At 74.7% G+C, this 24,342-nt stretch carries 23 protein-coding genes and 1 pseudogene; 18 read left to right on the top strand and 6 right to left on the bottom strand.

Annotated elements, in window-relative coordinates; translation table 11 throughout:
• Window positions 1–12: 12 nt before the first annotated feature.
• Entirely contained in the window at window positions 13–1,200 is a 1,188-nt protein-coding gene (xylA, locus tag QNH85_RS17745; RefSeq protein ID WP_213284433.1) for a xylose isomerase, read from the bottom strand.
• A 68-nt stretch (window positions 1,201–1,268) separates the two neighbouring features.
• On the opposite strand from xylA, the gene QNH85_RS17740 reads away from it, so the two are divergent.
• The 4 genes from QNH85_RS17740 to mshA all read left to right on the top strand — a co-directional run bounded on the left by QNH85_RS17740 (window position 1,269) and on the right by mshA (window position 6,547).
• Window positions 1,269–2,585 (top strand): ROK family protein, encoded by a 1,317-nt coding sequence (locus QNH85_RS17740; RefSeq protein ID WP_282948541.1) that lies wholly within the window; start codon window positions 1,269–1,271, stop codon window positions 2,583–2,585.
• 88 nt (window positions 2,586–2,673) lie between these two features.
• Window positions 2,674–3,732 (top strand): lactonase family protein, encoded by a 1,059-nt coding sequence (locus QNH85_RS17735; protein ID WP_282948540.1) that lies wholly within the window; start codon window positions 2,674–2,676, stop codon window positions 3,730–3,732.
• Window positions 3,729–5,183 carry a sugar porter family MFS transporter gene (locus QNH85_RS17730; protein WP_282948538.1) on the top strand — a complete coding sequence of 485 codons (1,455 nt, stop codon included), beginning with the start codon at window positions 3,729–3,731 and terminating at the stop codon, window positions 5,181–5,183. Before QNH85_RS17735 ends, QNH85_RS17730 begins: the two co-directional genes overlap by 4 nt.
• Before the next feature lie 77 nt (window positions 5,184–5,260).
• Window positions 5,261–6,547: a D-inositol-3-phosphate glycosyltransferase gene (gene mshA, locus QNH85_RS17725; protein ID WP_282948536.1), complete on the top strand. Its 1,287-nt coding sequence runs from the start codon at window positions 5,261–5,263 to the stop codon at window positions 6,545–6,547.
• 16 nt (window positions 6,548–6,563) lie between these two features.
• Here the strand turns inward: mshA and QNH85_RS17720 are convergent, their stop codons facing one another.
• On the bottom strand, window positions 6,564–7,004 hold the full coding sequence (locus tag QNH85_RS17720) for a nitroreductase family deazaflavin-dependent oxidoreductase (RefSeq protein WP_282948535.1): 441 nt from the start codon (window positions 7,002–7,004) through the stop codon (window positions 6,564–6,566).
• A gap of 87 nt (window positions 7,005–7,091) precedes the next feature.
• Here QNH85_RS17720 and QNH85_RS17715 point away from each other — a divergent pair, with 87 nt between their 5' ends.
• Window positions 7,092–7,832 (top strand): phosphoglyceromutase, encoded by a 741-nt coding sequence (locus QNH85_RS17715; RefSeq protein ID WP_282948534.1) that lies wholly within the window; start codon window positions 7,092–7,094, stop codon window positions 7,830–7,832.
• Between the two features lie 116 nt (window positions 7,833–7,948).
• On the opposite strand, the gene phoU is transcribed toward QNH85_RS17715, so the two are convergent.
• Window positions 7,949–8,617: a phosphate signaling complex protein PhoU gene (phoU, locus tag QNH85_RS17710; protein ID WP_213284017.1), complete on the bottom strand. Its 669-nt coding sequence runs from the start codon at window positions 8,615–8,617 to the stop codon at window positions 7,949–7,951.
• A 186-nt stretch (window positions 8,618–8,803) separates the two neighbouring features.
• Between phoU and QNH85_RS17705 the strand changes: the two genes are divergently transcribed.
• The 6 genes from QNH85_RS17705 (at window position 8,804) to pstB (ending at window position 14,965) form a co-directional block, all read left to right on the top strand.
• Window positions 8,804–10,024, top strand: a complete 1,221-nt coding sequence (locus QNH85_RS17705) for a sensor histidine kinase (RefSeq protein ID WP_282948532.1) — start codon at window positions 8,804–8,806, stop codon at window positions 10,022–10,024.
• 4 nt (window positions 10,025–10,028) lie between these two features.
• Window positions 10,029–10,745, top strand: coding sequence for a response regulator transcription factor (locus QNH85_RS17700; RefSeq protein WP_282948531.1), 717 nt, complete (start codon window positions 10,029–10,031; stop codon window positions 10,743–10,745).
• Window positions 10,746–10,913: 168 nt separating this feature from the next.
• Window positions 10,914–12,026: a phosphate ABC transporter substrate-binding protein PstS gene (pstS, locus tag QNH85_RS17695; RefSeq protein WP_282948528.1), complete on the top strand. Its 1,113-nt coding sequence runs from the start codon at window positions 10,914–10,916 to the stop codon at window positions 12,024–12,026.
• 201 nt (window positions 12,027–12,227) lie between these two features.
• Window positions 12,228–13,169 (top strand): phosphate ABC transporter permease subunit PstC, encoded by a 942-nt coding sequence (gene pstC / locus QNH85_RS17690; protein ID WP_249669477.1) that lies wholly within the window; start codon window positions 12,228–12,230, stop codon window positions 13,167–13,169.
• A 1-nt stretch (window position 13,170) separates the two neighbouring features.
• On the top strand, window positions 13,171–14,136 hold the full coding sequence (pstA, locus tag QNH85_RS17685; RefSeq protein WP_213284008.1) for a phosphate ABC transporter permease PstA: 966 nt from the start codon (window positions 13,171–13,173) through the stop codon (window positions 14,134–14,136).
• A 49-nt stretch (window positions 14,137–14,185) separates the two neighbouring features.
• Window positions 14,186–14,965, top strand: coding sequence for a phosphate ABC transporter ATP-binding protein PstB (pstB, locus tag QNH85_RS17680; RefSeq protein ID WP_213284007.1), 780 nt, complete (start codon window positions 14,186–14,188; stop codon window positions 14,963–14,965).
• Between the two features lie 147 nt (window positions 14,966–15,112).
• Here the strand turns inward: pstB and QNH85_RS17675 are convergent, their stop codons facing one another.
• Complete coding sequence (locus tag QNH85_RS17675) at window positions 15,113–15,715, bottom strand: hypothetical protein (RefSeq protein ID WP_282948526.1); 603 nt, start codon at window positions 15,713–15,715, stop codon at window positions 15,113–15,115.
• A 424-nt stretch (window positions 15,716–16,139) separates the two neighbouring features.
• On the opposite strand from QNH85_RS17675, the gene QNH85_RS17670 reads away from it, so the two are divergent.
• From QNH85_RS17670 to ispF, 3 genes are read left to right on the top strand one after another with little or no spacing between them, the layout of a single operon-like run.
• A complete protein-coding gene (locus tag QNH85_RS17670) occupies window positions 16,140–16,622 on the top strand; it encodes a CarD family transcriptional regulator (RefSeq protein ID WP_130780340.1) in 483 nt (160 codons plus the stop codon).
• Window positions 16,623–16,660: 38 nt separating this feature from the next.
• Entirely contained in the window at window positions 16,661–17,398 is a 738-nt protein-coding gene (gene ispD, locus QNH85_RS17665) for a 2-C-methyl-D-erythritol 4-phosphate cytidylyltransferase (RefSeq protein WP_213284005.1), read from the top strand.
• Window positions 17,395–17,886, top strand: a complete 492-nt coding sequence (gene ispF / locus QNH85_RS17660) for a 2-C-methyl-D-erythritol 2,4-cyclodiphosphate synthase (protein WP_282948522.1) — start codon at window positions 17,395–17,397, stop codon at window positions 17,884–17,886. The genes ispD and ispF overlap by 4 nt, the downstream gene beginning before the upstream one ends.
• Before the next feature lie 201 nt (window positions 17,887–18,087).
• On the opposite strand, the pseudogene QNH85_RS17655 reads toward ispF, so the two are convergent.
• Window positions 18,088–19,044: pseudogene (locus QNH85_RS17655) on the bottom strand (EamA family transporter); the annotation flags it as partial.
• Between the two features lie 72 nt (window positions 19,045–19,116).
• Here QNH85_RS17655 and QNH85_RS17650 point away from each other — a divergent pair.
• From QNH85_RS17650 to QNH85_RS17635, 4 genes are read left to right on the top strand one after another with little or no spacing between them, the layout of a single operon-like run.
• On the top strand, window positions 19,117–20,028 hold the full coding sequence (locus tag QNH85_RS17650) for a LysR family transcriptional regulator (protein ID WP_282948520.1): 912 nt from the start codon (window positions 19,117–19,119) through the stop codon (window positions 20,026–20,028).
• Window positions 20,029–20,039: 11 nt separating this feature from the next.
• Window positions 20,040–21,479, top strand: coding sequence for a cysteine--tRNA ligase (gene cysS, locus QNH85_RS17645; protein ID WP_282948518.1), 1,440 nt, complete (start codon window positions 20,040–20,042; stop codon window positions 21,477–21,479).
• On the top strand, window positions 21,479–22,480 hold the full coding sequence (rlmB, locus tag QNH85_RS17640) for a 23S rRNA (guanosine(2251)-2'-O)-methyltransferase RlmB (protein WP_282948516.1): 1,002 nt from the start codon (window positions 21,479–21,481) through the stop codon (window positions 22,478–22,480). The genes cysS and rlmB overlap by 1 nt, the downstream gene beginning before the upstream one ends.
• A gap of 55 nt (window positions 22,481–22,535) precedes the next feature.
• Window positions 22,536–23,021, top strand: a complete 486-nt coding sequence (locus QNH85_RS17635; RefSeq protein ID WP_282948514.1) for a pyridoxamine 5'-phosphate oxidase family protein — start codon at window positions 22,536–22,538, stop codon at window positions 23,019–23,021.
• A 24-nt stretch (window positions 23,022–23,045) separates the two neighbouring features.
• Here QNH85_RS17635 and QNH85_RS17630 read toward each other — a convergent pair whose 3' ends face one another.
• A complete protein-coding gene (locus QNH85_RS17630; RefSeq protein ID WP_282948512.1) occupies window positions 23,046–24,317 on the bottom strand; it encodes a DUF4032 domain-containing protein in 1,272 nt (423 codons plus the stop codon).
• Window positions 24,318–24,342: the final 25 nt, after the last annotated feature.

The following is a 24,342-nucleotide window of genomic DNA, read 5'->3' as shown; positions in this document are numbered from 1 at the left end:
TGGTGCTCGTGATCAGCGGGCGCCGAGCGCGTGCTCCAGCGCGAGCTGGTTCAGGCGGACGAAGCCGAAGCCGCGCTGGGCGACGCCCTCGACGTCGAAGTCCTCGAACGCCGAGCGGTCGGCGAGCAGGTCGGCGAGCGACTCGCCCTCGCCGAGCGTGGGCTGCGCGAGCTCGAGCACGCCCGACGCCTCGAGGGCCTCCTGCACCTCGGGGTCGGCGCGGAACGCCAGCGCCCGCTCCTTGAGGATCAGGTAGGTGGCCATGTTCGCGCGGGCCGACTCCCACACGCCGTCGAAGTCCTCGGTGCGCGAGGGCTTGTAGTCGAAGTGGCGCGGGCCGTCGTAGCGCGGGCCGCCCGACGGGAAGCCGTTCTCGATGAGGTCGACGGTGGCGAACGCGGAGAACAGGTCGCCGTGGCCGAACACGAGGTCCTGGTCGTACTTGATGGACCGCTGCCCGTTGAGGTCGATGTGGAACAGCTTGCCGGCCCACAGCGCCTCGGCGATGCCCTGCGTGTAGTTCAGGCCCGCCATCTGCTCGTGGCCGGTCTCGGGGTTCAGGCCGACGATGTCGCCGTGCTCGAGCTTGGCGATGAGCGCCAGCGCGTGGCCGATCGTCGGGAGCAGGATGTCGCCCCGGGGCTCGTTCGGCTTCGGCTCGATGGCGATCCGGAGGCCGTAGCCCTTCTCCTTGATGTAGGCGGCGACGGTGTCGATGCCCTCGGCGTACCGGTCGTGCGCGGCGTTGAGGTCCTTGGCGGAGTCGTACTCCGCGCCCTCGCGGCCGCCCCACATGACGAACGTGTCGGCGCCGAGCTCGGCGGCGAGGTCGACGTTCCGGATGACCTTGCGCAGGCCGTAGCGGCGCACGCGGCGGTCGTTCGAGGTGAACGCGCCGTCCTTGAAGATCGGGTGGCTGAACGTGTTGGTGGTGACCATCTCGACGGTCACGCCGGTGTCGGCCAGGGCCTGCTTGAAGCGGGCGAGGATGCGGTCGCGCTCGGCGGCGTCGGAGCCGAACGGCACGACGTCGTCGTCGTGGAACGTCACGTGCGCGGCGCCGAGCTCGGCGAGCTTGTGCACCGACTCGACCGGGTCGAGCCACGGGCGGCTCGCGGAGCCGAACTGGTCCTGGGCGTTCCAGCCCACGGTCCAGAGGCCGAAGGAGAACTTGTCTGCGCGGGTGGGCGTCGGTGCCATCACGAAACTCCTCGTCGAGGTTTGTCTTGTGGATGAACTTATACGCGGCACCGGCTAGGGTCAACCGCATGCCCGAGCCCGCGACCGCCCCCGTGCCACCGGTCGCGGACGCTGCGCCCACCCCCACCGCCACGCCGACGCCCTCGCGGGCCGGAGCGGTGGGCCGCCGCCGGGTCCCGGCGCGGCAGGGGTCGCTGCGCGAGCACAACCTCGCCCTGGTCCTCCGGCACGTCCTCGACGCCGCCGCCGCGACCGCCGCCACGGGGACGCCGCCGCCGTCGCGCGCCGACGTCGCGACCGCCACCGGGCTGACCCGCGGGTCGGTGTCGTCGCTGGTGGACCTGCTGATCGGCGCCCGCCTGGTCGCGGAGCTGCCGCCCGTCGTCACCGCCCGCGCCGGCCGTCCCGCGGTGCCGCTCGTCCCCGCGGCCGGGACGGTCGCCGGGCTCGGCGCGGAGGTGAACGTCGACTACGTGGGCGTGCAGGCGCTCGACCTGGCGGGGGAGGTGCTGGCCCACCGCACGACCGCCGGCGACTTCCGGCACAGCGACCCCGCGCGGGTGCTGGCCCTGCTCGCCCGGCTGGTCGGCGAGGTGCGCGCGGAGCTGCCCGCCGGGACCCGGCTGGCCGGGATGTGCCTCGCGCTGCCCGGCCTGGTGGACCGGGTCACCGGCCCCCTCCGGCTCGCGCCGAACCTCGGCTGGCGGGACGTCGACGTCGTCGCGCTGCTGGCGGCGCACCCCGAGATCGACGGCCTGTCGGTCCGGCTCGCCAACGAGGCCAACCTCGCCGCCCGCGCCGAGGCCCGCGCCGGGGCCGCCGGCCAGAGCTTCCTGTACGTCTCCGGCGAGGTCGGCATCGGCGCGGCGATCGTGCTGGACGGCGAGGTGTTCGCCGGGCGGCACGGCTGGAGCGGGGAGCTCGGGCACACGGTCGTCGACCAGCAGGGTCCGCGCTGCACGTGCGGCGCCCGGGGCTGCCTGGAGCAGTACGCCGGCAAGGACGCCCTGCTGCGCGCGGCCGGGCGGGACGTCGAGGAGCCCGTCGACGCGCTGATCGCCGCCGCGTCCGCGGGGGACGAGCGCGCCGCCCGGGCGCTGCGGTCCGCGGGGGAGGCGCTCGGCGTGGCGCTGGCGAACTTCGTCAACCTGGTCGACGTCGAGACCATCGTGCTCGGGGGCATCTACGCCCCGCTCGCGCCGTGGCTGACGGACGCGGTCGTCGCGCAGCTGCGGTCCCGGGTGCTGGCGTCCGCGTGGGAGGACGCGCGGGTCGGGGTCGCGGCGGGCGGCGCGCACGCGGCGATGACCGGGGCGGCGGTGGTCGTGCTGCGCGCGGTGGCCGACGACCCGGCCGCGTGGCTGGGCGTCCCGGCCGACGCCTGAGTCCGGAAGCTCCCCGGGACCGCGCCTCGAGCGGCCCGGCGTGGGACCCGGTCGCCGCCTGCCGGGGGCGTTGCGTACAGTCCTCGCCGTGACGGAGCACCTGCGCGACCTGTGGATCGGCACGTACCCCTCGGCCGGCGCGGGGACCCCCGCCGGCCTGGGCGAGGGCGTCTGGCGGGTCGCCCTCGAGACCGACGCCGGCCGCCTCGGCGAGCCCGAGCTGGTCGCGGCGATCCCGGCCCCCTCGTTCCTCGCGGTCGACCGGCAGGCGGGTGTGCTGCTCGCCGTCGGCGAGGAGGCCGACGGCACCGTGACGGCCTTCCGGACCGGCACGGCCGACGGCCACGCGACGCTGACCCCGCTCGGCTCCGTGCCGAGCGGCGGCGCCGACCCCTGCCACGTGCTGCTCGACCCGTCCGGCCGCGTGGCGTACGTCGCGAACTACTCGTCGGGCACCCTGGCGGTCGTCGGCCGGACCCCCGACGGCGGCCTCGACGGCGACGCCCCGCTGCAGGTGCTCGGCCACGAGGGCTCCGGCCCGGTCGCCGACCGCCAGGAGGCCCCGCACGCGCACTTCGTCGCCCTGGCCCCCGGCGGCTCGCACGTGCTGGTCGTGGACCTCGGCACCGACGAGATCCGCCGCTACCGCCGCGACCCCGAGACGGGCCTGCTGAGCGAGGACGGCGTCGCCGCGACCCTGCGCCCGGGCGCCGGCCCGCGGCACCTCGCGTTCTCCGCGGACGGCCGCATCGCGTACGTGACGTGCGAGCTCGACGTCACCGTGGCCGTGCTCGCCTGGGACGTCGAGCGCGCCACCGGCCGGGTCGTGCAGCACGTGCCGGCGGCGGAGGACGGCGCGGGTCCGGGGCGTCGGGCGCTGCCGTCCCACGTGGAGCGCGCCGGCGACCGCGTGCTCGTCGCCACCCGCGGCACCGACGTCCTCGCGACGTTCGCGCCGGCCCCGGACGGCACCCTCGCGCCCGCCGGCCAGGTGTCGCTGCCCGGCGCGTGGCCGCGGCACTTCGCGGTCGTCGAGGGCTGGACCGTCGTCGCCGACCAGGTGGGCGACAGCCTCACCGTGCTCCGGGACGGGGCCGTCGTGTCGCGGGTGGCCCTGCCGGCGCCGGCGTGCGTGGTGCCGGCGTGACCGTCCCCGACCTGCCCGGCGCTCCCGGCACGGCCGCCGCACCGGGCACGGCCGCGCGCGCCCTGCCGCCCCTCCTGCCCGGCCCGCACCTGCGCCGGCTCGACGTCATCACCGTGGTCGCGACGTTCGGCGGCCTGCTGTTCGGCTACGACACCGGGGTCATCAACGGCGCCCTCGACCCGATGGTCGCGGACCTCGGGCTCACGCCCGCGACCGAGGGCCTGGTCACCAGCAGCCTGCTGGTCGGCGCGGCGCTGGGCGCGCTGGCGACGGGCCGGCTCGCGGACCGGATCGGCCGGCGCGGCGTGCTCGTGTGGCTCGCGGTGGTGTTCTTCCTCGGGGCGGTCGGCAGCGTCCTCGCGCCGTCGTTCGAGGTCATGCTGCCGATGCGGTTCGTGCTGGGCGCGGCCGTCGGCGGCGCCTCGGTGACGGTCCCGGTGTACCTCGCCGAGCTGGCCCCCACCGAGCGCCGGGGGGCGATCACCGGGCGCAACGAGATCGCGATCGTCGTCGGCCAGCTCGCGGCGTTCGTCATCAACGCCGTGATCGGCACCGTCTGGGGCGACCACCCCGGGGTGTGGCGGTACATGCTCGCGGTGCAGGCCGTGCCCGCGGTCGCCCTGTTCGTCGGGATGCTGCGGATGCCCGAGTCGCCGCGCTGGCTCGTCACGCGCGGGCGCGACGACGAGGCGCTCGCGGTGCTGCGCCAGGTGCGCGACCACGGACGCGCGGCCGCCGAGCTGCGGGAGGTGCGCGACCTCGTCCGTCAGGAGCAGGCGGTCGAGTCCCGGCGCGCCGGCTGGCGGGACCTGCGGGTGGCGTGGGTGCGCCGGCTGGTGCTCGTCGGGGTCGGCGTCGCCGTCGTCAACCAGCTCGGCGGCATCAACGCGGTCATGTACTACGGCACCCAGCTGCTCCGGGAGTCGGGGTTCAGCGGCGACGTGGCGCTGGTCGCCAACGTGCTGAACGGCGTGTTCTCGGTGCTGGGCATGCTCATCGGCCTCCGGCTGATCAACCGGGTCACCCGGCGCCACCTGCTGCTGGTGGGCCTGACGGGCATCATCTTCTCGCACCTCATGATCGCGCTGTGCTCGGCGGCGCTGCCGGAGGGAACGGCCCGGTCGGTGGCCGTCACCGCGTTCCTCGTGCTGTTCGTCGGGTTCAACCAGTCGTCGGTCGGGCTGGTGTGCTGGGTGATCCTGGCCGAGCTGTTCCCCCTGCGGGTGCGCGGGTTCGCCATCGGGCTGTGCGTGTTCTGGAACTGGATCGCGAACGCGGTGATCAGCGGGTTCTTCCCGACGGTGGTGGCGGGCATCGGCGTCAACGGGACGTTCCTGCTGTTCGCGGCGGTCAACGTGCTGTCGTGGCTGTTCGTGCGGTTCGTCCTGCCGGAGACGCGGGACCGGTCGCTGGAGCAGCTGGAGCAGGACTTCCGGGGCGCCGCCGCCTGACGCGGGCCGGTGCGACCCCGCTGCCGCGCGGCGGGGAGGTGGACGCCCGCGCTGCGACACCTGCCAGATGGTCGACAATGGACACGTCCATCCCGTCGTCCGCAGGAGCCGTCGTGCCGCACGAGCCGCAGCGCATCGCCATGCTGTCCGTGCACACCTCCCCGCTGGACCAGCCGGGCACGGGCGACGCCGGGGGCATGAACGTCTACGTCGCCGAGCTCTCCCGGGCCCTCGCGCGCCGGGGCGCCGCCGTGGAGATCTTCACGCGCGCCACCGCGTCCGCGCTGCCCGAGACCGTGGACCTGGACCCGGGCGACGACCGCGTGCGGGTGCACCACGTGCTCGCCGGGCCGTACGAGGGGCTCGACAAGAACGACCTGCCCGCGCAGCTGTGCGCGGTGACCGCGGGCGTGCTGCGGCTCGGCGCGACCCGGCCCGCCGGGTGGTTCGACGTCGTCCACTCGCACTACTGGCTGTCCGGCCAGGTCGGCTGGCTCGCCGCCGAGCGCTGGAACGTGCCGCTGGTGCACACCATGCACACCATGGCGCGGGTGAAGAACGCCGCGCTCGCGCCGGGGGACAGCCCCGAGCCGGCGACCCGCGTCATCGGCGAGGAGCAGGTGGTCGCGGCCGCCGACGCGCTGGTCGCCAGCACCGGCGAGGAGGCTCAGGACCTCGTCGGGATGTACGACGCCGACCCGGAGCGGGTGCACGTCGTGGCCCCGGGCGTCGACCTCAGCGTCTTCCGGCCGCGCGCGGACCGTGCCGCGGTGCGGGCCGCCCTCGGGCTGCCGGCCGACCGGGACGTCGTGCTCTTCGCCGGGCGCATCCAGCCGCTCAAGGCCCCGGACGTGCTGGTGCGCGCGCTCGGGGTGCTGCGCGCGTCGGGGCGCCCGGTGCCGCTGCTCGTCGTGCTCGGCGGACCGAGCGGGCGCCCGAGCGCGCTGCGGGAGCTCCGGGCGCTCGCCGAGACGTCCGGCGTGACCGACGACGTGCTGTTCCGGCCCCCGGTCTCCCGCCCCGACCTGGCCCGCTGGTTCGCGGCGGCGGACCTGGTGGCGATGCCCTCGCGCAGCGAGTCGTTCGGCCTCGTGGCCGTCGAGGCGCAGGCCGCCGGCACCCCCGTCGTCGCGTCGGCCGTCGGCGGGCTGCGCTCGGTCGTGCAGGACGGGGTGTCGGGCCGGCAGGTCCGCGGGCACGACCCGGCGGTGTGGGCGGACGCGATCGCCGCGACGCTCGCCGACCCGGCGGCGCGGGGCCCGTGGCGGGCGAACGCCCGGCGGGTCGCCGAGCAGTACGGCTGGGACGCGACCGCCGAGCAGGTGCTCAAGGTCTACGCGCTCGCCACCGAGCACCGCGCCTGACCGCGGCCGGTCGCCCTCAGCCGGCGACGGGCTCCAGCACGAGCACCGGGATCACCCGGTCGGTCTTCGTCTGGTAGGCCGCGTAGTCCGGGTACGCCGCGACGGACCGCTCCCACCACAGGTCCCGCTCGGCGCCGTGCACCTCGCGCACCCGGTAGTCGGCCTTCGCCGGGCCGTCCTGCAGCTCGACCAGCGGGTGCGCCAGCAGGTTGTGGTACCAGACGGGGTTCTTCGGCGCGCCGCCCAGGGAGGCGACGACGGCGTACACGCCCTCGTGCTCGACGCGCATGACGGGGATCTTGCGGACCTTGCCGGACCTCGCCCCCAGCATCGTGACCACGACGACGGGCATCCCCCGCAGCGTGGTGCCCTTCGTCCCGCCCGAGCTCTCGATCAGCTCGACCTGCTGGCGGCTCCACTCGCTGGTGGACGGCTCGTACTCCCCGGTGATCGGCATACCCGGCGCAACGCCACGACCTGCGCCGCTGTTCCGCGGGCCGAACGTCCCCCGACGCCGGCCGCGCGGGTGCGGCAGGATGGGCCCATGACCTACACCCTCGTTCTGCTCCGCCACGGCGAGAGCGAATGGAACGCCAAGAACCTGTTCACCGGCTGGGTCGACGTCGCGCTGTCCGAGAAGGGCGTCGCGGAGGCCAAGCGCGGCGGCACCCTGCTGACCGACGCGGGCGTGCTCCCGGACGTCGTCCACACCTCGCTGCTGCGCCGCGCGATCACCACCGCGAACTACGCGCTGGACGCCGCCGACCGCCTGTGGATCCCGGTCAAGCGGTCGTGGCGCCTGAACGAGCGCCACTACGGCGCCCTGCAGGGCAAGGACAAGAAGCAGACGCTGCAGGAGTACGGCGAGGAGCAGTTCATGCTCTGGCGCCGCTCCTACGACGTCCCGCCGCCGGACATCGAGCTCGGCTCCGAGTTCTCGCAGGACACGGACGCCCGCTACGCCGGTGAGCCGATCCCGCGCGCCGAGGCCCTCAAGCAGGTGCTCGACCGCGCCCTGCCGTACTGGAACTCCGACATCGTGCCGGACCTCCAGGCCGGGAAGACCACCCTCGTGGCCGCCCACGGCAACTCGATCCGCGCGATCATCAAGTACCTCGACGACGTCGACGACGCCACGATCGCGGGCATCAACGTCCCCACCGGCATCCCGCTGGTGTACGAGCTGGACGAGGAGACGCTGAAGCCCGTCACGAGGGGCGGCACGTACCTGGACCCGGAGGCGGCCGCGGAGGCCATCGCCGCGGTGGCGAACCAGGGCCGCTGACACCTCCTCGCACGCAACGAAGGGCCCGGTCCGCGTCGGACCGGGCCCTTCGTGCGTCAGGGCGCGTGCTGCGTGTCAGCCGACCTCGGTGCGACCCGACCTCGGTGCGAGCCGGCTCAGCGCGTGCCGGCCGGGTCCCGGTCGCCCGCGAACTCGCCGGTGACCAGGTACACGATGCGGCGGGCGACCGACACGGCGTGGTCGCCGAACCGCTCGTAGTACCGGCCGAGCAGCGTGACGTCGATCGTCTGCTGGGCGGTGCCCGACCAGGCGGGGCTGAGCAGCACGCGGAACGTCTCCTCGTGCAGCGAGTCCAGCAGGTCGTCGTCGCGCTCGATGCCCTCGGCCTCGGCCAGGTCGTGCGTGGTGAGCACCTGCGTGGTGCGCTGCGCGACGCGGCGGGCGGCCTCGTTCATCTCGGTGAACACGCCGGTGAGCGCCGGGTCCACGGCGGCGCGGGGGTACCGGCCGCGCGCGACCTGGGCGACGTGCCGGGCGAGGTCGCCCATGCGCTCCAGCGTGGCGCTCATCCGCAGCGCGGACACGACGACGCGCAGGTCGGTGGCGACGGGCTGCTGCTGGGCGAGCAGCAGGACGCAGCGCTCGTCCAGGTCGCGCTCGAGCGCGTCGATGGCCAGGTCGTCGGCGATGACGGACTCCGCCAGCGCCAGGTCCTGGTGCAGCAGAGCCTCTCCGGCCGCCGTGATCGCGTGCTCGACCCGGCGGCTCATCGCCACCAGGTCGTCGCCGAGCTGCTTGAGCTCGGCCTCGAAGATCTCCCGCATGGCTTCCTCTCGTGGGCGCACGTGTGCGCAGTGTCGCTCCTGCGGCTCACGGTCGCACGCGCAGGTGAACGGTCCGGTGAACGGGACCCCGCCCTCAGGTGAACGGCGGTGAACACTCGGCGCCGGTCCGCGACCGCGGCGGGCTCGCGGTCCGCTGCACGACCACGACGACCGTACGCTGACCGCGTGGAGGGTCTGAACGGTCTCGTGGTGCTGCTCGCCGGCGCGCTCGGTCTGGTCACCGGCATCGGTGCCACGCTGGCGTTCCGGTTCAGCGACCGCGCGCTGCACACGGTGCCCGAGCGGCCGGCGCCCGAGCTCGACGACGGCCTCGTGCGCGTGCTGGCGGTGCTGCGGTCCGCGGCGGTCGTGCTGGACGACGACGAGCACGTGCTGCGGGCGAGCCCGCCGGCGTACGCGTTCGGCGTGGTCCGCGACGGGGCGATCGGGCACGCGGCGATCCGCGACCTCATCGCCGACGTGCGGCGCACCGGCGTGATCCGGGACGAGGAGCTGGAGCTGCCCCGCGGCCCCCTCGGGCCGGGCACGATCATGCTGCAGGTGCGCGTCGCCCAGGTCGGCCCGGGTCTGCTGCTGGTGCTGGCGGAGGACCGGACCCAGGCCCGCCGGCTGGAGGCGATCCGGCGCGACTTCGTGGTGAACGTGTCCCACGAGCTGAAGACCCCGGTCGGCGCCCTGTCGCTGCTCGCCGAGACCGTGCAGGACGCCGCGGACGACCCCGTCGCGGTGCGCCGGTTCGCGGGGCGGATGGTGAACGAGTCGCAGCGCCTGTCGGCCCTCGTGCAGGAGATCCTCGAGCTGTCCCGCCTGCAGGTGGCCGGCGCGCTGAAGGACATCGTCGTCGTCGACGTGGACGCGGTCGTCGCCGAGGCGGTGGACCGCGCGCAGACGGGCGCGGCCGCGAAGGGCATGAGCTTCGACGTCGGCGGCGAGGCCGGGGCCCAGGTGTTCGGCGACCACGCGATGCTCGTCCAGGCCGTGCGGAACCTGCTGGACAACGCCGTGGCCTACTCGCCCGACGGCACGCACGTCGGCGTCGGGGTGCGCACCCGCGAGGGCCTGGTGGAGATCGCCGTGGTCGACCAGGGGATCGGCATCCCGGCCGACGAGCAGGACCGCGTGTTCGAGCGGTTCTACCGGGTCGACCCCGCGCGCAGCCGCGACACCGGGGGCACCGGCCTCGGCCTGTCGATCGTCAAGCACGTCGCCGCCGACCACGGCGGGGACGTGCAGGTGTGGTCGCAGCCCGGCCGCGGCTCCACCTTCACCGTCCGCCTGCCCGCCGCCGCCGGGCCCGTGCCCGTGCCCCTGCCGCTCGACCGGCCGCAGCCCCTGACCGTGCCGGGCTCCGAGCCCCGCGCCGACCTCACCACCCCGGAGGACTGACCCCGTGACCCGCATCCTGCTCGTCGAGGACGAGGAGTCCTACCGCGACCCCCTGGCGTACCTGCTGGGCCGCGAGGGCTTCGAGGTCACGACCGCCGCGACCGGCCCGGACGCGCTCACCGCGTTCGACGAGCACGGCGCGGACCTGGTGCTGCTCGACCTCATGCTGCCCGGCCTGTCGGGCACGGAGGTCTGCCGGCAGATCCGCCAGCGCAGCGACGTCCCGGTGATCATGCTGACCGCCAAGGACGGCGAGATCGACAAGGTGGTCGGCCTGGAGCTCGGGGCCGACGACTACGTGACCAAGCCGTACTCCTCGCGGGAGCTGCTGGCCCGGGTCCGCGCGGTGCTCCGCCGCCGCCAGGCGCCCGCGGCGGCCGCCGCGCCGGAGGAGGAGCCCGAGGACGACGGCGTCCTCGTCGCCGGACCCGTCCGGATGGACGTCGAGCGGCACACCGTGACGGTGGACGACGAGCCGGTGGCGTTCCCGCTCAAGGAGTTCGAGCTGCTCGAGCTGCTGCTGCGCAACGCGGGCCGGGTGCTGACCCGCGGCCAGCTCATCGACCGGGTGTGGGGCACGGACTACGTGGGGGACACCAAGACGCTGGACGTGCACGTCAAGCGGGTGCGCGCCAAGATCGAGCCGGACCCGGGCAACCCGACGCTCCTGGTGACGGTCCGCGGCCTCGGCTACAAGCTGCTCGACGACGAGCCCGCCTGACCCCACCGGCCCGGGGGTGAGCGGCGCCACGCCGCGCGCCCGCAGGATTGTCCGGTCGTTCACCTGGGGTTCACCCGGGGACATGGGGCTCGTCACCTCCGCTCCTTACCGTCGGCGGCAGGTCGCGCACAGACGGGTGCGCGCCGCGTCACGACAGGACGGAACAACGTGAAGCTCAACCGCGGTCGTACGGGTGCCCTCGCCCTTGCCGGCGTCGTCGCCCTCTCCCTCACGGCATGTGGTTCGGACAACCCCACCGGCTCCACCTCCGAGTCCTCGGACGGCGGCTCGGAGAGCACCCTGAGCGGCGAGCTCGTCGGCTCGGGCGCCTCGTCGCAGGAGTCGGCGATGGAGGCGTGGCGTGCCGGGTTCCAGAGCGCGAACCCCGACGTCACCGTGTCGTACGACCCGGTCGGGTCCGGCGGTGGCCGCACGGCGTTCCTCGACGGCTCGGTCAAGTTCGCGGGCTCGGACGCCGCGCTCGACGAGGAGGAGCTGACCCAGGCCCAGGAGCGCTGCTTCGGTGCGAACGCGGTCGACCTGCCCGTCTACGTGTCCCCGATCGCGGTGATCTTCAACCTCGAGGGCGTCGACACGCTGAACCTCTCGGCCGCGACGATCGCGAACATCTTCAACGGCACCATCACGACCTGGAACGACCCGGCGATCGCCGAGGCCAACCCGGACGCCGAGCTGCCGGCCACCGCGATCACCCCGGTGCACCGCTCCGACGAGTCGGGCACGACGGAGAACTTCACCGAGTACCTCTCCGCGGCGTCCGAGGGCGCCTGGACGGCCGAGCCGTCCGGCGACTGGCCGATCGAGGGCGGCGAGTCCGGCCAGGGCACCTCCGGCCTGGTCCAGGCCGTCCAGGGCGGCACCGGCACCATCGGCTACGCCGACGCGTCCAAGGCCGGCGAGCTCGGCAAGGTCTCGATCGGTGTCGGCGAGGAGTTCGTCGCCCCGACCGAGGAGGCCGCGGCCGCCGCGCTCGACGTCTCGCCCCGCGACGAGGCGCGCGAGGAGGGTGACATCGTCATCGACATCGACCGCACCACGACCGAGGCCGGCGCCTACCCGCTGATCCTCGCCTCCTACCTGGTCCTGTGCCAGGCGTACGACACCCAGGAGGACGTCGACCTGGTCAAGGCGTTCGCGACCTACGTCGCCAGCGCCGAGGGCCAGGCGGCCGCGGAGTCCGCTGCGGGCGCCGCGCCGATCTCCGACGCGCTGCGCACCGACGTCCAGGCCTCGATCGACGCGATCGAGCTGGCGTCCTGACCCGGGTGGACCGGCGGCCGTGACCCGGCCGCCGGTCCTCGCCCGGTCCGCTGGCCGGTCCACCCGCGGGTGGGCCGGCCGTCGGCGCGAAGGCCCCTGGATCCTCCCCCTCCCCCTGGAGACAGCGTGACCAGCACCCAGCCCCGGACCACGGAGTCCACCGACCCGGCGGCGGTCCCCGCCGGCGCCACCGCGAAGCGCCTGCGGTCCGGCCACGGCGACCGCGGCGGCAGCCGCGTGTTCCGCTGGGTCTCGACCGGGGCCGGCGTGCTGATCCTCGTGATCCTCGCCGCCGTCGCGATCTTCCTCGTGCAGCGCGCCTGGCCGGCCCTGACCGCGGACCCCGAGTTCCTCGCCGAGCGGATCAGCTGGTTCCCGGAGGGCACGACCCTGCTCGGGTTCGTCGGCCCGCTCATCTTCGGCACGCTGCTCGCCGCGGCCGTCTCGCTGCTGATCGCCACGCCGATCGCCATCGGGATCGCGCTGTTCATCTCGCACTACGCGCCCCGCCGCCTCGCGAACGCCCTCGGCTACGTGGTCGACCTGCTCGCCGCCATCCCGTCGGTCGTCTACGGCCTCTGGGGCGGTCTGGTGCTGAGCCCGATGGTGCAGCCGGTCTGGGAGGCGCTCGGTCGCTGGCTCGGCTGGCTCCCGTTCTTCAGCGGCACGGTGTCGCCGACCGGCCGCGTGATGATGACCGTCGCCGTGGTCCTGGCCGTCATGATCCTGCCGATCATCACCGCCATCTGCCGCGAGGTGTTCCTGCAGACCCCGCGACTGCACGAGGAGGCCGCGCTGGCCCTCGGCGCCACGCAGTGGGAGATGGTGCGGATGGCCGTGCTGCCGTTCGCCCGGTCGGGCATCGTCTCCGCCGCGATGCTGGGCCTCGGCCGCGCGCTCGGCGAGACCATGGCCGTGCTGATGATCCTGTCGCCCGGGTTCCTCTACTCCTTCCAGCTCCTGGTCGCCGGTCAGCAGCAGACCATCGCCGCGAACATCGCCGCGCAGTTCCCCGAGGCGAACCAGACGGGCGTCGCCACGCTGATCGCCACCGGCCTCGCGCTGTTCGTCATCACCCTGGCCGTGAACATGGCCGCCCGCGCGATCGTCGCGCGGCGCAAGGACTTCTCGGGGGCCAACTGACATGACCACCACGACCCCCGCCCCGAAGCCCGCCGAGACCGGCTCGCCGAACCTGCGCGAGCTGCTCCAGGGCAACGACCGCCGCCGGCGGCGCACGGACATCACGATGCGGGTGCTCATCACCGCCGCGTTCGTCGTCGCGATGCTGCCGCTGCTGTCGCTCACGTACACCGTCGTGTCCAAGGGCATCGGCCGGCTCGACGCCTACTTCCTCCTGAACTCCATGCGCGGCGTCTTCGGCGGCATGGACGCCGGCGGCATCTACCACGCCATCGTCGGCACGCTGGAGATCACGCTCTTCGCGACGCTCATCTCGGTGCCGATCGGCCTGCTCGCCGCGATCTACCTGGTGGAGTACGGCGGCGGCAAGACCCTCGCGAAGGTCATCACGTTCCTCGTGGACGTCATGACCGGCATCCCGTCGATCGTCGCGGGCCTGTTCGCCTACGCGCTGTTCGCCCTCCTGCTCGGCCCGGGCGCGAAGTTCGGCGCGATCGGCTCGGTGGCGCTCTCCGTGCTGATGATCCCCGTGGTCATCCGGTCCAGCGAGGAGATGCTCCGCCTGGTCCCGAACGAGCTCCGCGAGGCGTCGCTGGCGCTCGGCGTGCCCCGCTGGCTGACCATCATCAAGGTGGTCCTGCGGACCTCGGTCGCCGGTCTCACCACCGGCGTGATGCTCGCCATCGCCCGCGTGATCGGCGAGACGGCCCCGCTGCTGCTCACCGTCGGCGTGGTCGACTCGATCAACTTCAACCTGTTCGACGGCCGCATGATGACCCTCCCGGTGTACGTGTACCGGCAGTACGCTCAGGGTCTGGTCCCGTGCGCCGAGGGCGACGCCGCCTGCATCCCCGACATCAACGTCCAGCGGGCCTGGGCGGCCGCCCTCACGCTGTTCCTCATCGTGATGGTGCTGAACCTCATCGGCCGCCTCGTCAGCCGGCTCTTCGCCCCGAAGATCCGCTGAACCGCAGCCCCACCTCCCCTCCCCGCCAGAACCCAAGGAGACGACCGAGATGGCACAGCGCATCGACGTCAAGGACCTCAACATCTTCTACGGCAGCTTCCGTGCCGTGGCCGACGTGAACATGGCCATCGAGCCGCGGTCCGTGACCGCGTTCATCGGCCCGTCGGGCTGCGGGAAGTCGACCTTCCTGCGCACCCTCAACCGCATGCACGAGGTGATCCCCGGCGCCCGCGTCGAGGGCACCGTCGCCGTCGAGGGCGTCGACCTCTACGGCCAGGAGATCGACCCGGTCGCCGTGCGCCGCCAGGTCGGCATGGTGTTCCAGCGCCCGAACCCGTTCCCGACGATGTCGATCGCCGAGAACGTGCTCGCGGGGATCCGGCTGAACAACCGGAAGATCTCCAAGGGCGACGCGAACGACCTGGTCGAGCAGTCGCTGCAGGGCGCCAACCTGTGGAACGAGGTCAAGGACCGCCTCGACCGGCCCGGCTCCGGCCTGTCCGGCGGCCAGCAGCAGCGACTGTGCATCGCGCGCGCCATCGCGGTGAAGCCGCAGGTGCTGCTCATGGACGAGCCCTGCTCCGCGCTCGACCCGATCTCGACCCTCGCCATCGAGGACCTGATCGCCGAGCTGAAGTCGCAGTACACGATCGTGATCGTCACGCACAACATGCAGCAGGCGGCGCGCGTCTCCGAGAAGACGGCGTTCTTCAACATCGCCGGCACCGGCCAGCCCGGCCGGCTGATCGAGATCGACGACACCGCGACGATGTTCTCCTCGCCGCGCGAGCAGGCCACGGAGGACTACATCTCGGGCCGCTTCGGCTGAGCCGGGATCCCCGGGGGCATGTCCCCGGGCAGCGACGACAGCGGGCCCCGTCCGGGTGGACGGGGCCCGCTGTGCTGCTGGGAGGACGGGGCCCGCTGTGCTGCTGGGAGGTGCCGCGCGCTGCTCCGCGTGCCGCGGGGCGAGCGGTCAGCCCTCCGAGCCGCCGGGCTGCTCGGCCTCGGCGGTCTCGGTGGTCGTGCCGGGCTCCGTCGTCCCGCTGACGGTCGGCTCGGTCGGCTCGGTCGCCTCGGCGCCGGGGGTCGACGTCGGGGCGACCTCCTCGGGGACCAGGTCCGCGTACTCGGGCAGCGTGCCGTCGAGCACGGGCACCTGGACGGAGACCGTGCCGCCCGCGTCGGTGGTGAGCGTCATCTCGGTGGTGGCCCCGGGGCCCTCCGGGGTCTCCAGCAGGACGTCCTCGCCCTCCGTGCCGCCGAGCAGCAGCGTCTCGCCGGAGTCGACGCGGATCCGCTCCGTCGACGACTCCGTGGCGAGCTCGACGGTCAGGGCCTCGTCGCCGCGGTTCGACAGCGCGCCCTGCAGCGCACCCGGCTCGTCCGCCGCGGCGGCGACCAGCAGCAGGTTCTCGGCCGTCAGGTCGCCCAGGGACGCGCGCACGCCGTCGGAGGCGGAGTACGCGACCTCGGTGGTGATCGGGTTCGTGGCGGAGCAGCCGGACAGGACCGCGGCCAGGACGGCGACGGCGCCGACGGCGACGGGGCGGGCGGACGTGCGGCGGCTGCGGGCCACGGTGAGCTCCTCGGTGCGTTCTGCGTGCGAATGGCGCGCGCGACGGTGCGCGGGACGTGCCGGTACGCGCGGGGGCGCGTGGAACCGAGCCTACGTGTGCGGGGGCGGGCTGCGCACGGCCCGGCACGCCGGGGGCCGCGGGAGGGACGCCCCGGCGGCGGGCGGCCGGCCGGTGCACGGGCGACGCTGCAGGTCAGCGGCCCGGTGGGCGTCGGCGGGACGGCCCGGCGGACGGGCCGCAGGCCGCGGAAGGCCCCCGTCGGAGACTAGCCACGGTCGGCGCGCGGGACACCTCTCGCGCGCGGCGTGTCGGATGGCTGACGTGGCCCGCAACGCTCTGACCTGCGCAAACGCGGTTCATCTGCACAGAGTCTCCCCGTTGCCGCGTGGTAGACTGGGGTTCCGCGAAAGGGGACACCTGCAGATGACTTTCACTGTTGGGGAGACGGTTGTCTACCCGCACCACGGTGCAGCGTTGATCGAGGAGATCAAGACCAGGACCATCCGCGGCGAGGACAAGATCTACCTCAAGCTGAAGGTCGCCCAGGGTGACCTGACCATCGAGGTGCCGGCGGAGAACGTCGACCTCGTGGGTGTGCGTGACGTCGTGGGCCAGGAGGGCCTCGACCGCGTGTTCGAGGTGCTGCGCGCCCCGTACACGGAGGAGCCGACCAACTGGTCGCGCCGCTACAAGGCCAACCTCGAGAAGCTCGCCTCCGGCGACGTGATCAAGGTCGCCGAGGTCGTGCGCGACCTGTCCCGCCGGGACGCCGACCGCGGCCTGTCCGCGGGGGAGAAGCGCATGCTCGCCAAGGCGCGGCAGATCCTCGTGTCGGAGCTCGCGCTCGCCGAGCACACCGAGGAGGACAAGGCCGAGGCCATCCTCGACGAGGTGCTGGCCTCCTGACGACCCGCGCCTGAGCGCCCCGACCGGACCGCACCCGCGTGCCCACCGCCGCCGTCCTCACCGCCGCCGGCAGCGGCACGAGGCTCGGGCTGCCCGGGCCCAAGGCGCTGGTCGAGCTGGCGGGGGTCCCGCTGGTCGTGCACGCCGCCCGACGCCTCGCTGCGTCGGGCGTCGTGCTGTCCGTGGTCGTGACCGTGCCCCCGGGCCGCGCGGGCGGGTTCCGGGCGCTGCTCGGCGGCCCGGTGCGCCCGGGCATCGGCATCCCGGTCACCATCGTCGAGGGCGCGGCCTCGCGGCAGGCGTCCGTCGCCGCCGGGCTGGCGGCGCTGGGGGACGACGTCGACGTCGTCCTCGTGCACGACGCCGCCCGCGCGCTGGCGAGCCCCGCCCTGGTCCGCTCCGTCGAGGCCGCCGTGCGCGCCGGGCACCGCGCCGTCGTCCCCGGGCTCCCCGTGGCCGACACCATCAAGCAGGTCGGCGAGGCCGTCGACGGCGCCGCCCCCGTGCTCGCGACGGTCCCGCGGGCCGCCATGCGCGCCGTCCAGACGCCGCAGGGGTTCGACCGGGCGCTGCTCGACGCCGCCCACGCCGCCGGGGCGCACCGCGCCGGGGACGAGGCGACCGCCGCGACGGACGACGCATCCCTCGTCGAGGCACTGGGCGAGCAGGTGTGGGTCGTCCCGGGGGAGGAGTCCGCCATGAAGATCACCACCACCCGCGACCTCGCCGTCGCGGAGCTGCTGGCCCGCACGGACGGCGCGGCGGTGCGCGCGTGACCGGCCTGCCGCGCACGGGCATCGGCGTCGACGTGCACGCCTACGACCCCGAGCCGTCCGCCGACGCCGTGCTGCACCTGGCCGGGCTGGCGTGGCCCGCCGAGCGGCCGCTCGCCGGGCACTCCGACGCGGACGTCGCCGCGCACGCCGCCGCCGACGCGCTGCTGTCCGCGGCGGGGATCGGGGACCTCGGCGCGGTGTTCGGCACGTCGCGCCCCGAGTGGGCCGGCGCCGCCGGGGTCGCCCTGCTCGCGGAGGCCGCCCGCCTGGTGCGCGAGGCCGGCTACGAGATCGGGAACGTCGCGGTCCAGGTGATCGGCAACCGGCCGCGCCTCGGCCCCCGCCGTGCCGAGGCGGAGGCGGCGCTCTCGGAGGCCGCGGGTGCCCCGGTCTCCGTCTCGGCCACGACGACCGACGCCCTGGGTCTCACCGGCCGCGGCGAGGGTGTCGCGGCGATCGCGACGGCCCTGGTCGCCCCCCGCGCCTGACCGGGCCGCGCCGGCCCCCGCCCTGCTCGGCCCGGACCCCGCCCGCCCGGCCCCCTCGAGCGGGCAGGAGATGTCCCTCCAGGCCCGCGGAGGCAGCACCTTCTGCCCGCTCGCGGCGTCGCGCCCTCTCGCTCGCTCGCCACTCCCGCGCGTGTCTCGCCGAGATGGCACTCCTGGCCCTGCGGAGCTCGGTCGGCAGAGGCGCGTTCTGTCATCTCGGTGCGGGTGCGGGGTGGGTGCTGCGGCGGGCGCGGGTGCGGGGTGGGTGCTCGGCGCGGCGTGGCTGCGGGGTGGGCGGGTCGCGTAGAGGACGCCGCCGACGATCAGCGCGCCCAGCACCAGCTCCCCGGTCGCCGGGCGCTCGTCGAAGATCAGCCACGACGCCGCGATCCCCACGACGGGCACCAGCATCGAGAACGGCGCCACCACCCCCGACGGGTGCCGGGCGAGCAGCGCGGTCCAGATGCCCGACCCGACGACGGTCGCCACCAGGACCGTGAACGCCAGCCCGGCGAGCGCCCATGCGGCGGTGGGCGTGCCGAGCGTCGTCAGCGACCGGCCGATGGCCGCCGGCCCGTCGACGAGCAGCGACAGGGCGAGCATCGGCAGCGGCGGCACGACGGACATCCACAGCATGAACCGGAACGGGCTGTCGGGGTGCGCCTGCCGGCTCGACACGTTGCCGAACGCCCACCCCAGCCCGCCGCACAGCGTCAGCACCACGGGCAGCAGCCCCGCCGAGGCCCCGGCGCCGGCGCGCAGGGCCGCGATGCCGCCGAGCCCGCAGAGCGCGAGCCCGACGCCGACGGCCTGCCGCGCGCTGATCCGCTCCCGCAGCCACGCCGCGCCGAGCAGGACCGTGAACGGCGCCGACGCCTGCAGGACCAGGGACGCGAGCCCCGTCGGCATGCCGGTGTCCATCGCGAGGTAGAGGAACGCGAACTGGAGGACCCCGAACCCGATGCCGTACCCGAGCAGCCACCGCACGGGCACGCGCGGGCGGGGCACCAGCAGCAGGGTCGGCACGGCTAGCACGGCGAACCGCAGCGCGACCAGGAAGAACGGCGGGAACTGCTCGAGGGACAGGTGGATGGCCGGGAAGTTCAGTCCCCACACCAGGGCCACCGTGAGGGCGAGGAGGCGGTCGCGCAGGGGCATGCGTCGATGATGCGGGCGCCTCACCGTCCAGCACCATCGAAAGATCGACGATCGACCATGTAGCGTCGCTGCATGGACACGCGGCACCTGTCGACGCTCCGGGCGGTCCGGGACCACGGCGGGGTCACCGCGGCGGCCGCCGTCCTGCACCTCACCCCGTCGGCGGTGTCGCAGCAGCTGCGCGCGCTGGCCCGCGACGCGGGGGTCGACGTGGTGGAGCGGGTCGGCCGCGGGATCCGGCTCACCGGGCCGGGTCGGGCGCTCGCCGACGCGGCCCTGGACGTCGCGGTCGCCCTGGAGCGCGCGGAGGCCGCCGTCGACGCGTTCCGCTCGGCCCCGCAGGGCACGGTCCGGGTGGCGGCGTTCCAGTCGGGCGCGGAGCTGCTGCTGCCGGGCCTGCTGACCCGGGTGCAGGCCATGTCCGGGGTGCGGGTGGAGCTCGGAGACGAGGACGTCGCCCAGGAGGACTTCCCCGCGCTCACCACCGAGTTCGACGTCGTGGTCGCCCACCGGCCGGACTCTGCGTACGAGTGGCCCGCGGGCCTGGAGGTGGTGCCCCTGCTGCGCGAGCCGCTCGACGTGGCGCTGCCGCCGGGGCACTCGCTCGCCGACCGCGACGTGCTGACCCCGCAGGACCTGGCCGACCAGCCGTGGATCGCCGTGCGGGAGGGGTTCCCGGTCGCGGGGGTGCTCGACGCCGTGACCGCCGCGGTCGGGGCGCCGCTGCGGATCGTGCAGCGGTTCAACGACTTCGGGGTCGTCGAGGCCCTCGTCGCGGCCGGCCACGGCATCAGCCTGCTGCCCCGGCACACCGCGGGGCTGCGGGGGGTGCGGCTCGTACCGCTGGCGGGCGTGCGCGCGGGCCGGCGGATCGACGCGCTGGTGCGCCCCGACCGCGCCGAGCGCCGGGTCGTGGGCCGTGTGCTGCAGGCCCTGCGCACCGAGGCGGCCCGTTTCGACGGTCCGGCGCACCAGCCCCGGTAGCCTTGACCCTTGTGAGCCTGCGCCTGTTCGACACCGCCACCCGCGAGGTGCGCGACTTCGTCCCCGTGGTCCCGGGCCGGGTCGGCATCTACCTGTGCGGCGCGACCGTGCAGGCGCCCCCGCACATCGGCCACGTGCGGTCGGTCGTCGCCTTCGACGTGCTGGTCCGCTGGCTGCGCCGGACGGGGCACGACGTGACCATGGTCCGGAACGTCACCGACATCGACGACAAGATCCTGGCCCGCTCCGCGGAGGCCGGCGTCGAGTGGTGGGCGTGGGCGATGCAGAACGAGCGCGCGTTCACCACCGCGTACGACGCCCTCGGCGTGCTGCCCCCGACGTACGAGCCGCGCGCCACCGGGCACGTGCCCGCGATGGTCGCGCTCATGCAGCGGCTGGTCGACACCGGGCACGCGTACGTCGCGCGGGAGGGGGACGTGTACTTCGACGTCCGCTCCTACGCGGACTACGGCTCCCTGACCAGCCAGCGCCTCGATGACATGGCCCCCGCCCCGGACGGCGCGGGCGGCGACAAGCGCGACCCGCACGACTTCGCGCTGTGGAAGGCCGCCAAGCCGGGCGAGCCCGAGACCGCCGCGTGGGACACCCCGTTCGGCCGCGGCCGCCCGGGCTGGCACCTCGAGTGCTCCGCGATGGCGCAGCGCTACCTGGGCGACACGTTCGACATCCACGGGGGCGGCCTCGACCTGCGGTTCCCGCACCACGAGAACGAGCAGGCGCAGTCGCGTGCCGCCGGGTACGGGTTCGCCCGGTACTGGCTGCACAACGGCTGGGTCACGCAGTCCGGCGCCAAGATGAGCAAGTCGCTCGGCAACGGCCTGCTGGTGAGCGCCCTGCTCGAGACGGTGCGGCCCGCCGTGCTGCGCTACGCCCTGACGGCCGTGCAGTACCGGTCGATGCTCGAGTGGACCCCGGACACGCTCGCGGAGTCCGAGGCCACCTGGGACCGGCTCGCCGGGTTCGTCGACCGGGCCACCGAGCGCGTGGGCGCCGTGCCCGCCGCCGAGCTGGCGACGACCGACCTGCCCGAGGCGTTCGGCGCGGCGCTGGACGACGACCTCAACGTGCCCGCCGCGCTCGCGGTCGTGCACGAGCACCTGCGCGCCGGGAACTCCGCCCTCGCGGCGGGCGACGACGCGGCCGTGCGCGCCGGGCTGGTCGCCGTGCGCGCGATGCTCGACGTGCTCGGGCTCGACCCGGCCGGCGCGCAGTGGGGTGCCGGCCGCACCGACGACCGGCACGCGGAGGCGCTGGACGCCCTCGTGCGTGCCGAGCTCGACGCGCGGGCCGCGGCCCGCACCGCCCGGGACTGGGCCACCGCGGACGCGATCCGTGACCGACTGGCGGCCGCAGGCGTGGCCGTCGAGGACAACGCCACCGGCGCGCGCTGGTCACTCGCCGCGCGCCCGACACCTGAGGACGAGAACTGATGGCCGGGAACTCCCAGCGCCGGGGCGCGACGCGCAAGCCGGGCAGCAAGAAGGGCATGAGCGTCGGGTCCGGCGGTCAGCGCCGCCGCGGGCTCGAGGGCAAGGGCCCCACCCCCAAGGCCGAGGACCGCACGTACCACCCGGCCGGCAAGAAGAAGGCCGCGGCCGAGCGACGGCAGAACGTCGCGGGCGGCCGGCCCTCGGGCAACCGCCCGGCGGGACGCGGCGGCGCGGCGGCGGGCCGGAAGCGCGGCGCGGGCGTCACCGAGGTGGTCGCCGGCCGCAACTCGGTGGTCGAGGCGCTGCGCGCGGGCATCCCGGTGTCGGCGGTGTACATCGCCACGCGCCTGGAGGCGGACGACCGCACGCGCGAGATCCTGCGCACGGCCGCCGACGAGGGCTACCCCCTGCTCGAGGTCACCAAGCCGGAGCTCGACCGGATGACCGACGGGTCGGTGCACCAGGGCGTCGCGATCCAGGTGCCGCCGTACGAGTACCGGGACGTCGAGGACCTGCTGGACGTGGCCGCCGCGAGCGACCGCGCACCGCTGATCGTCGCGCTCGACGGCGTGACCGACCCCCGCAACCTCGGGGCCGTGCTGCGGTCCGCCGGGGCGTTCGGCGCGCACGGCGTGCTCGTGCCGGAGCGCCGCGCCGCGGGCGTGACCGCGTCGGCGTGGAAGGTGTCGGCGGGTGCCGCCGCCCGCGTGCCGGTGGCCCGTGCGACGAACCTGGTCCGGGCGCTCGAGCGCCTGCACGAGGCCGGGTGCTTCATCGTCGGGCTCGACGGCGGCGGCGACGTCTCCGTGCAGGACCTGCCGTACTCGACGGACCCGCTGGTGCTGGTCGTCGGCTCCGAGGGCAAGGGCCTGTCGCGCCTGGTGCGCGAGCACTGCGACGCCATCGCCTCGATCCCGATCGCGTCCGAGGTCGAGAGCCTCAACGCGGGCGTGGCCGCGGGCATCGCCCTGTACGAGGTCGCCCGCCAGCGCACCAGCTGACGCGCCCGTCCGGCGGCCGGGTGCGGGACACCGCACCCGGCCGCACGATGGACGCATGACCACCGACACCGGCGACGCCGTCGCGACCGTCGCCCGGCTGCTGCGCGACCAGCGGCTCGGCGTGCTGACCACCGTGGCCCCCGACGGGACCCTCGTGGCGCGCCCGATGGCGCTGCAGGAGGTGGAGTTCGACGGCGACCTCTGGTTCTTCGCCGAGCGCACCTCCCGCAAGCTCGACCACGTCGCCGCGCACCCGGGCGTGAACGTCGCCGTCGGCTCCGGCGCCACGTGGGTGTCGGTCGCCGGCACCGCGCAGGTGGTCGACGACGCCGAGAAGAAGCGCGCGCTGTGGAGCGCCGGCGTCGAGGCGTGGCTGCCCGACGGCCCGGACTCGCCGCAGGCGGTGCTGCTGCGCGTGCGCGCGGAGTCCGCCGAGTACTGGGACGCCCCCGGCGGCCGCGTCGCGACCCTGCTGAGCTTCGTGAAGGCGAAGGTCAGCGGCGAGCGGCTCGAGGCGCCGAACGAGCGCGTCGAGCTCTAGGCCGGGCCGCGGGCGGCGCCGGGGTCAGTCCGTGGCGGCGGGCAGGGCGTCCGCGTCCTCGCGCAGGTCCGCGGCGGAGACGCCGAGCACCGACTCCTCGTCCGGGCGGTTCGGCAGGATGTCCTGGACGTAGGACTGCACGGCCTCGCGCATCGGCACGTCGCGCCCGCGGCCCTCGGACAGGAACCACCGGTGGTCGAGCAGCTCGTGGTAGAGCTGCGCGGGCTCCAGCTTGGGCCGCAGCGCGCGGGGGACGGCACGGACGGCGGGCTCGAACACCTCGGTGAGCCAGTCGTGCGCGACGAACGTCTCGTCGTCGTTCTGCCGGTCCGTGGCCGCGCGGAACTGGTCGAGGTCGTTGAGCAGGCGCCGGGCCTGGTTCTCCTGCACGTCCAGCCCGGTGAGCCGCATCAGCCGCCGGGAGTGGTGCCCGGCGTCCACGACCTTGGGCTGGATGCGCACGCTGGTGCCGTCGACGTCGGTGGTGATGTCCAGCTCGCCGACGTCGAACCCCAGGTCGTTCAGCCGCTCGATGCGCGCCTGCACCCGCCACCGCTCGTCGAGGCCGAACGACTCGGCGGTGGTCAGCGCCACCCACAGCTCCTCGTACCGCTCGACCAGCATCGCGCCGATCGCGACGGCGTCGACGTCCTCCTCGAGGAACTCGCCGGCCTGCAGGTCCATCAGCTCGCCGATGATGTTCACGCGGGCGACCTCGAGGTCGTACCCCCGCTGCCCGTCGGTCAGGGTGTCGTGCAGGTCCCCGGTCTCCGCGTCCACGAGGTACGCGGCGAACGTCTCGGCGTCGCGGCGGAACAGGGTGTTCGACAGCGACACGTCGCCCCAGTAGAAGCCCGCCAGGTGCAGCCGGACCATGAGCACCGCGAGGGCGTCGATCAGGCGGGTGGCGGTGTCCGGCCGCAGGGCCTGGCTGAACAGCGCGCGGTACGGCAGCGAGAAGCGCAGGTGCTGCGTGATCAGCACGGCCTCCAGCGGCTCGCCGTCCGGGGCGGTGCGCCCCGTGATGACCCCGACGGGCTCGACGCTGGGCACGTCGAGGCGGCCCAGCTGGCGCAGCAGCTCGTACTCCCGGTAGGCGACGCTCTCGCCGATCTCCTTGATCGCGATCACCCGGCCGGACAGCCGCGCGAACCGCACGGTGTGCCGGGAGATGCCGCGGGGGAGGGCGGCGAGCTGGTCCGCGGGCCAGTCGGCGAGCGGCACGTCCCACGGGAGGTCCAGGAGCGCCGGGTCGGGCGCGGCCGCGGTGATCTGCAGGCGCGTGCGAGGGGTCATGGGGTCGATTCTCCCATCGGACGTC

It is taken from the genome of Cellulomonas endometrii, assembly GCF_949769265.1.
Lineage (GTDB): Bacteria > Actinomycetota > Actinomycetes > Actinomycetales > Cellulomonadaceae > Cellulomonas > Cellulomonas endometrii.
The sequence above is the reverse complement of the archived record's forward strand: the minus strand, read 5'-3'. Positions and strand labels throughout refer to the sequence as shown.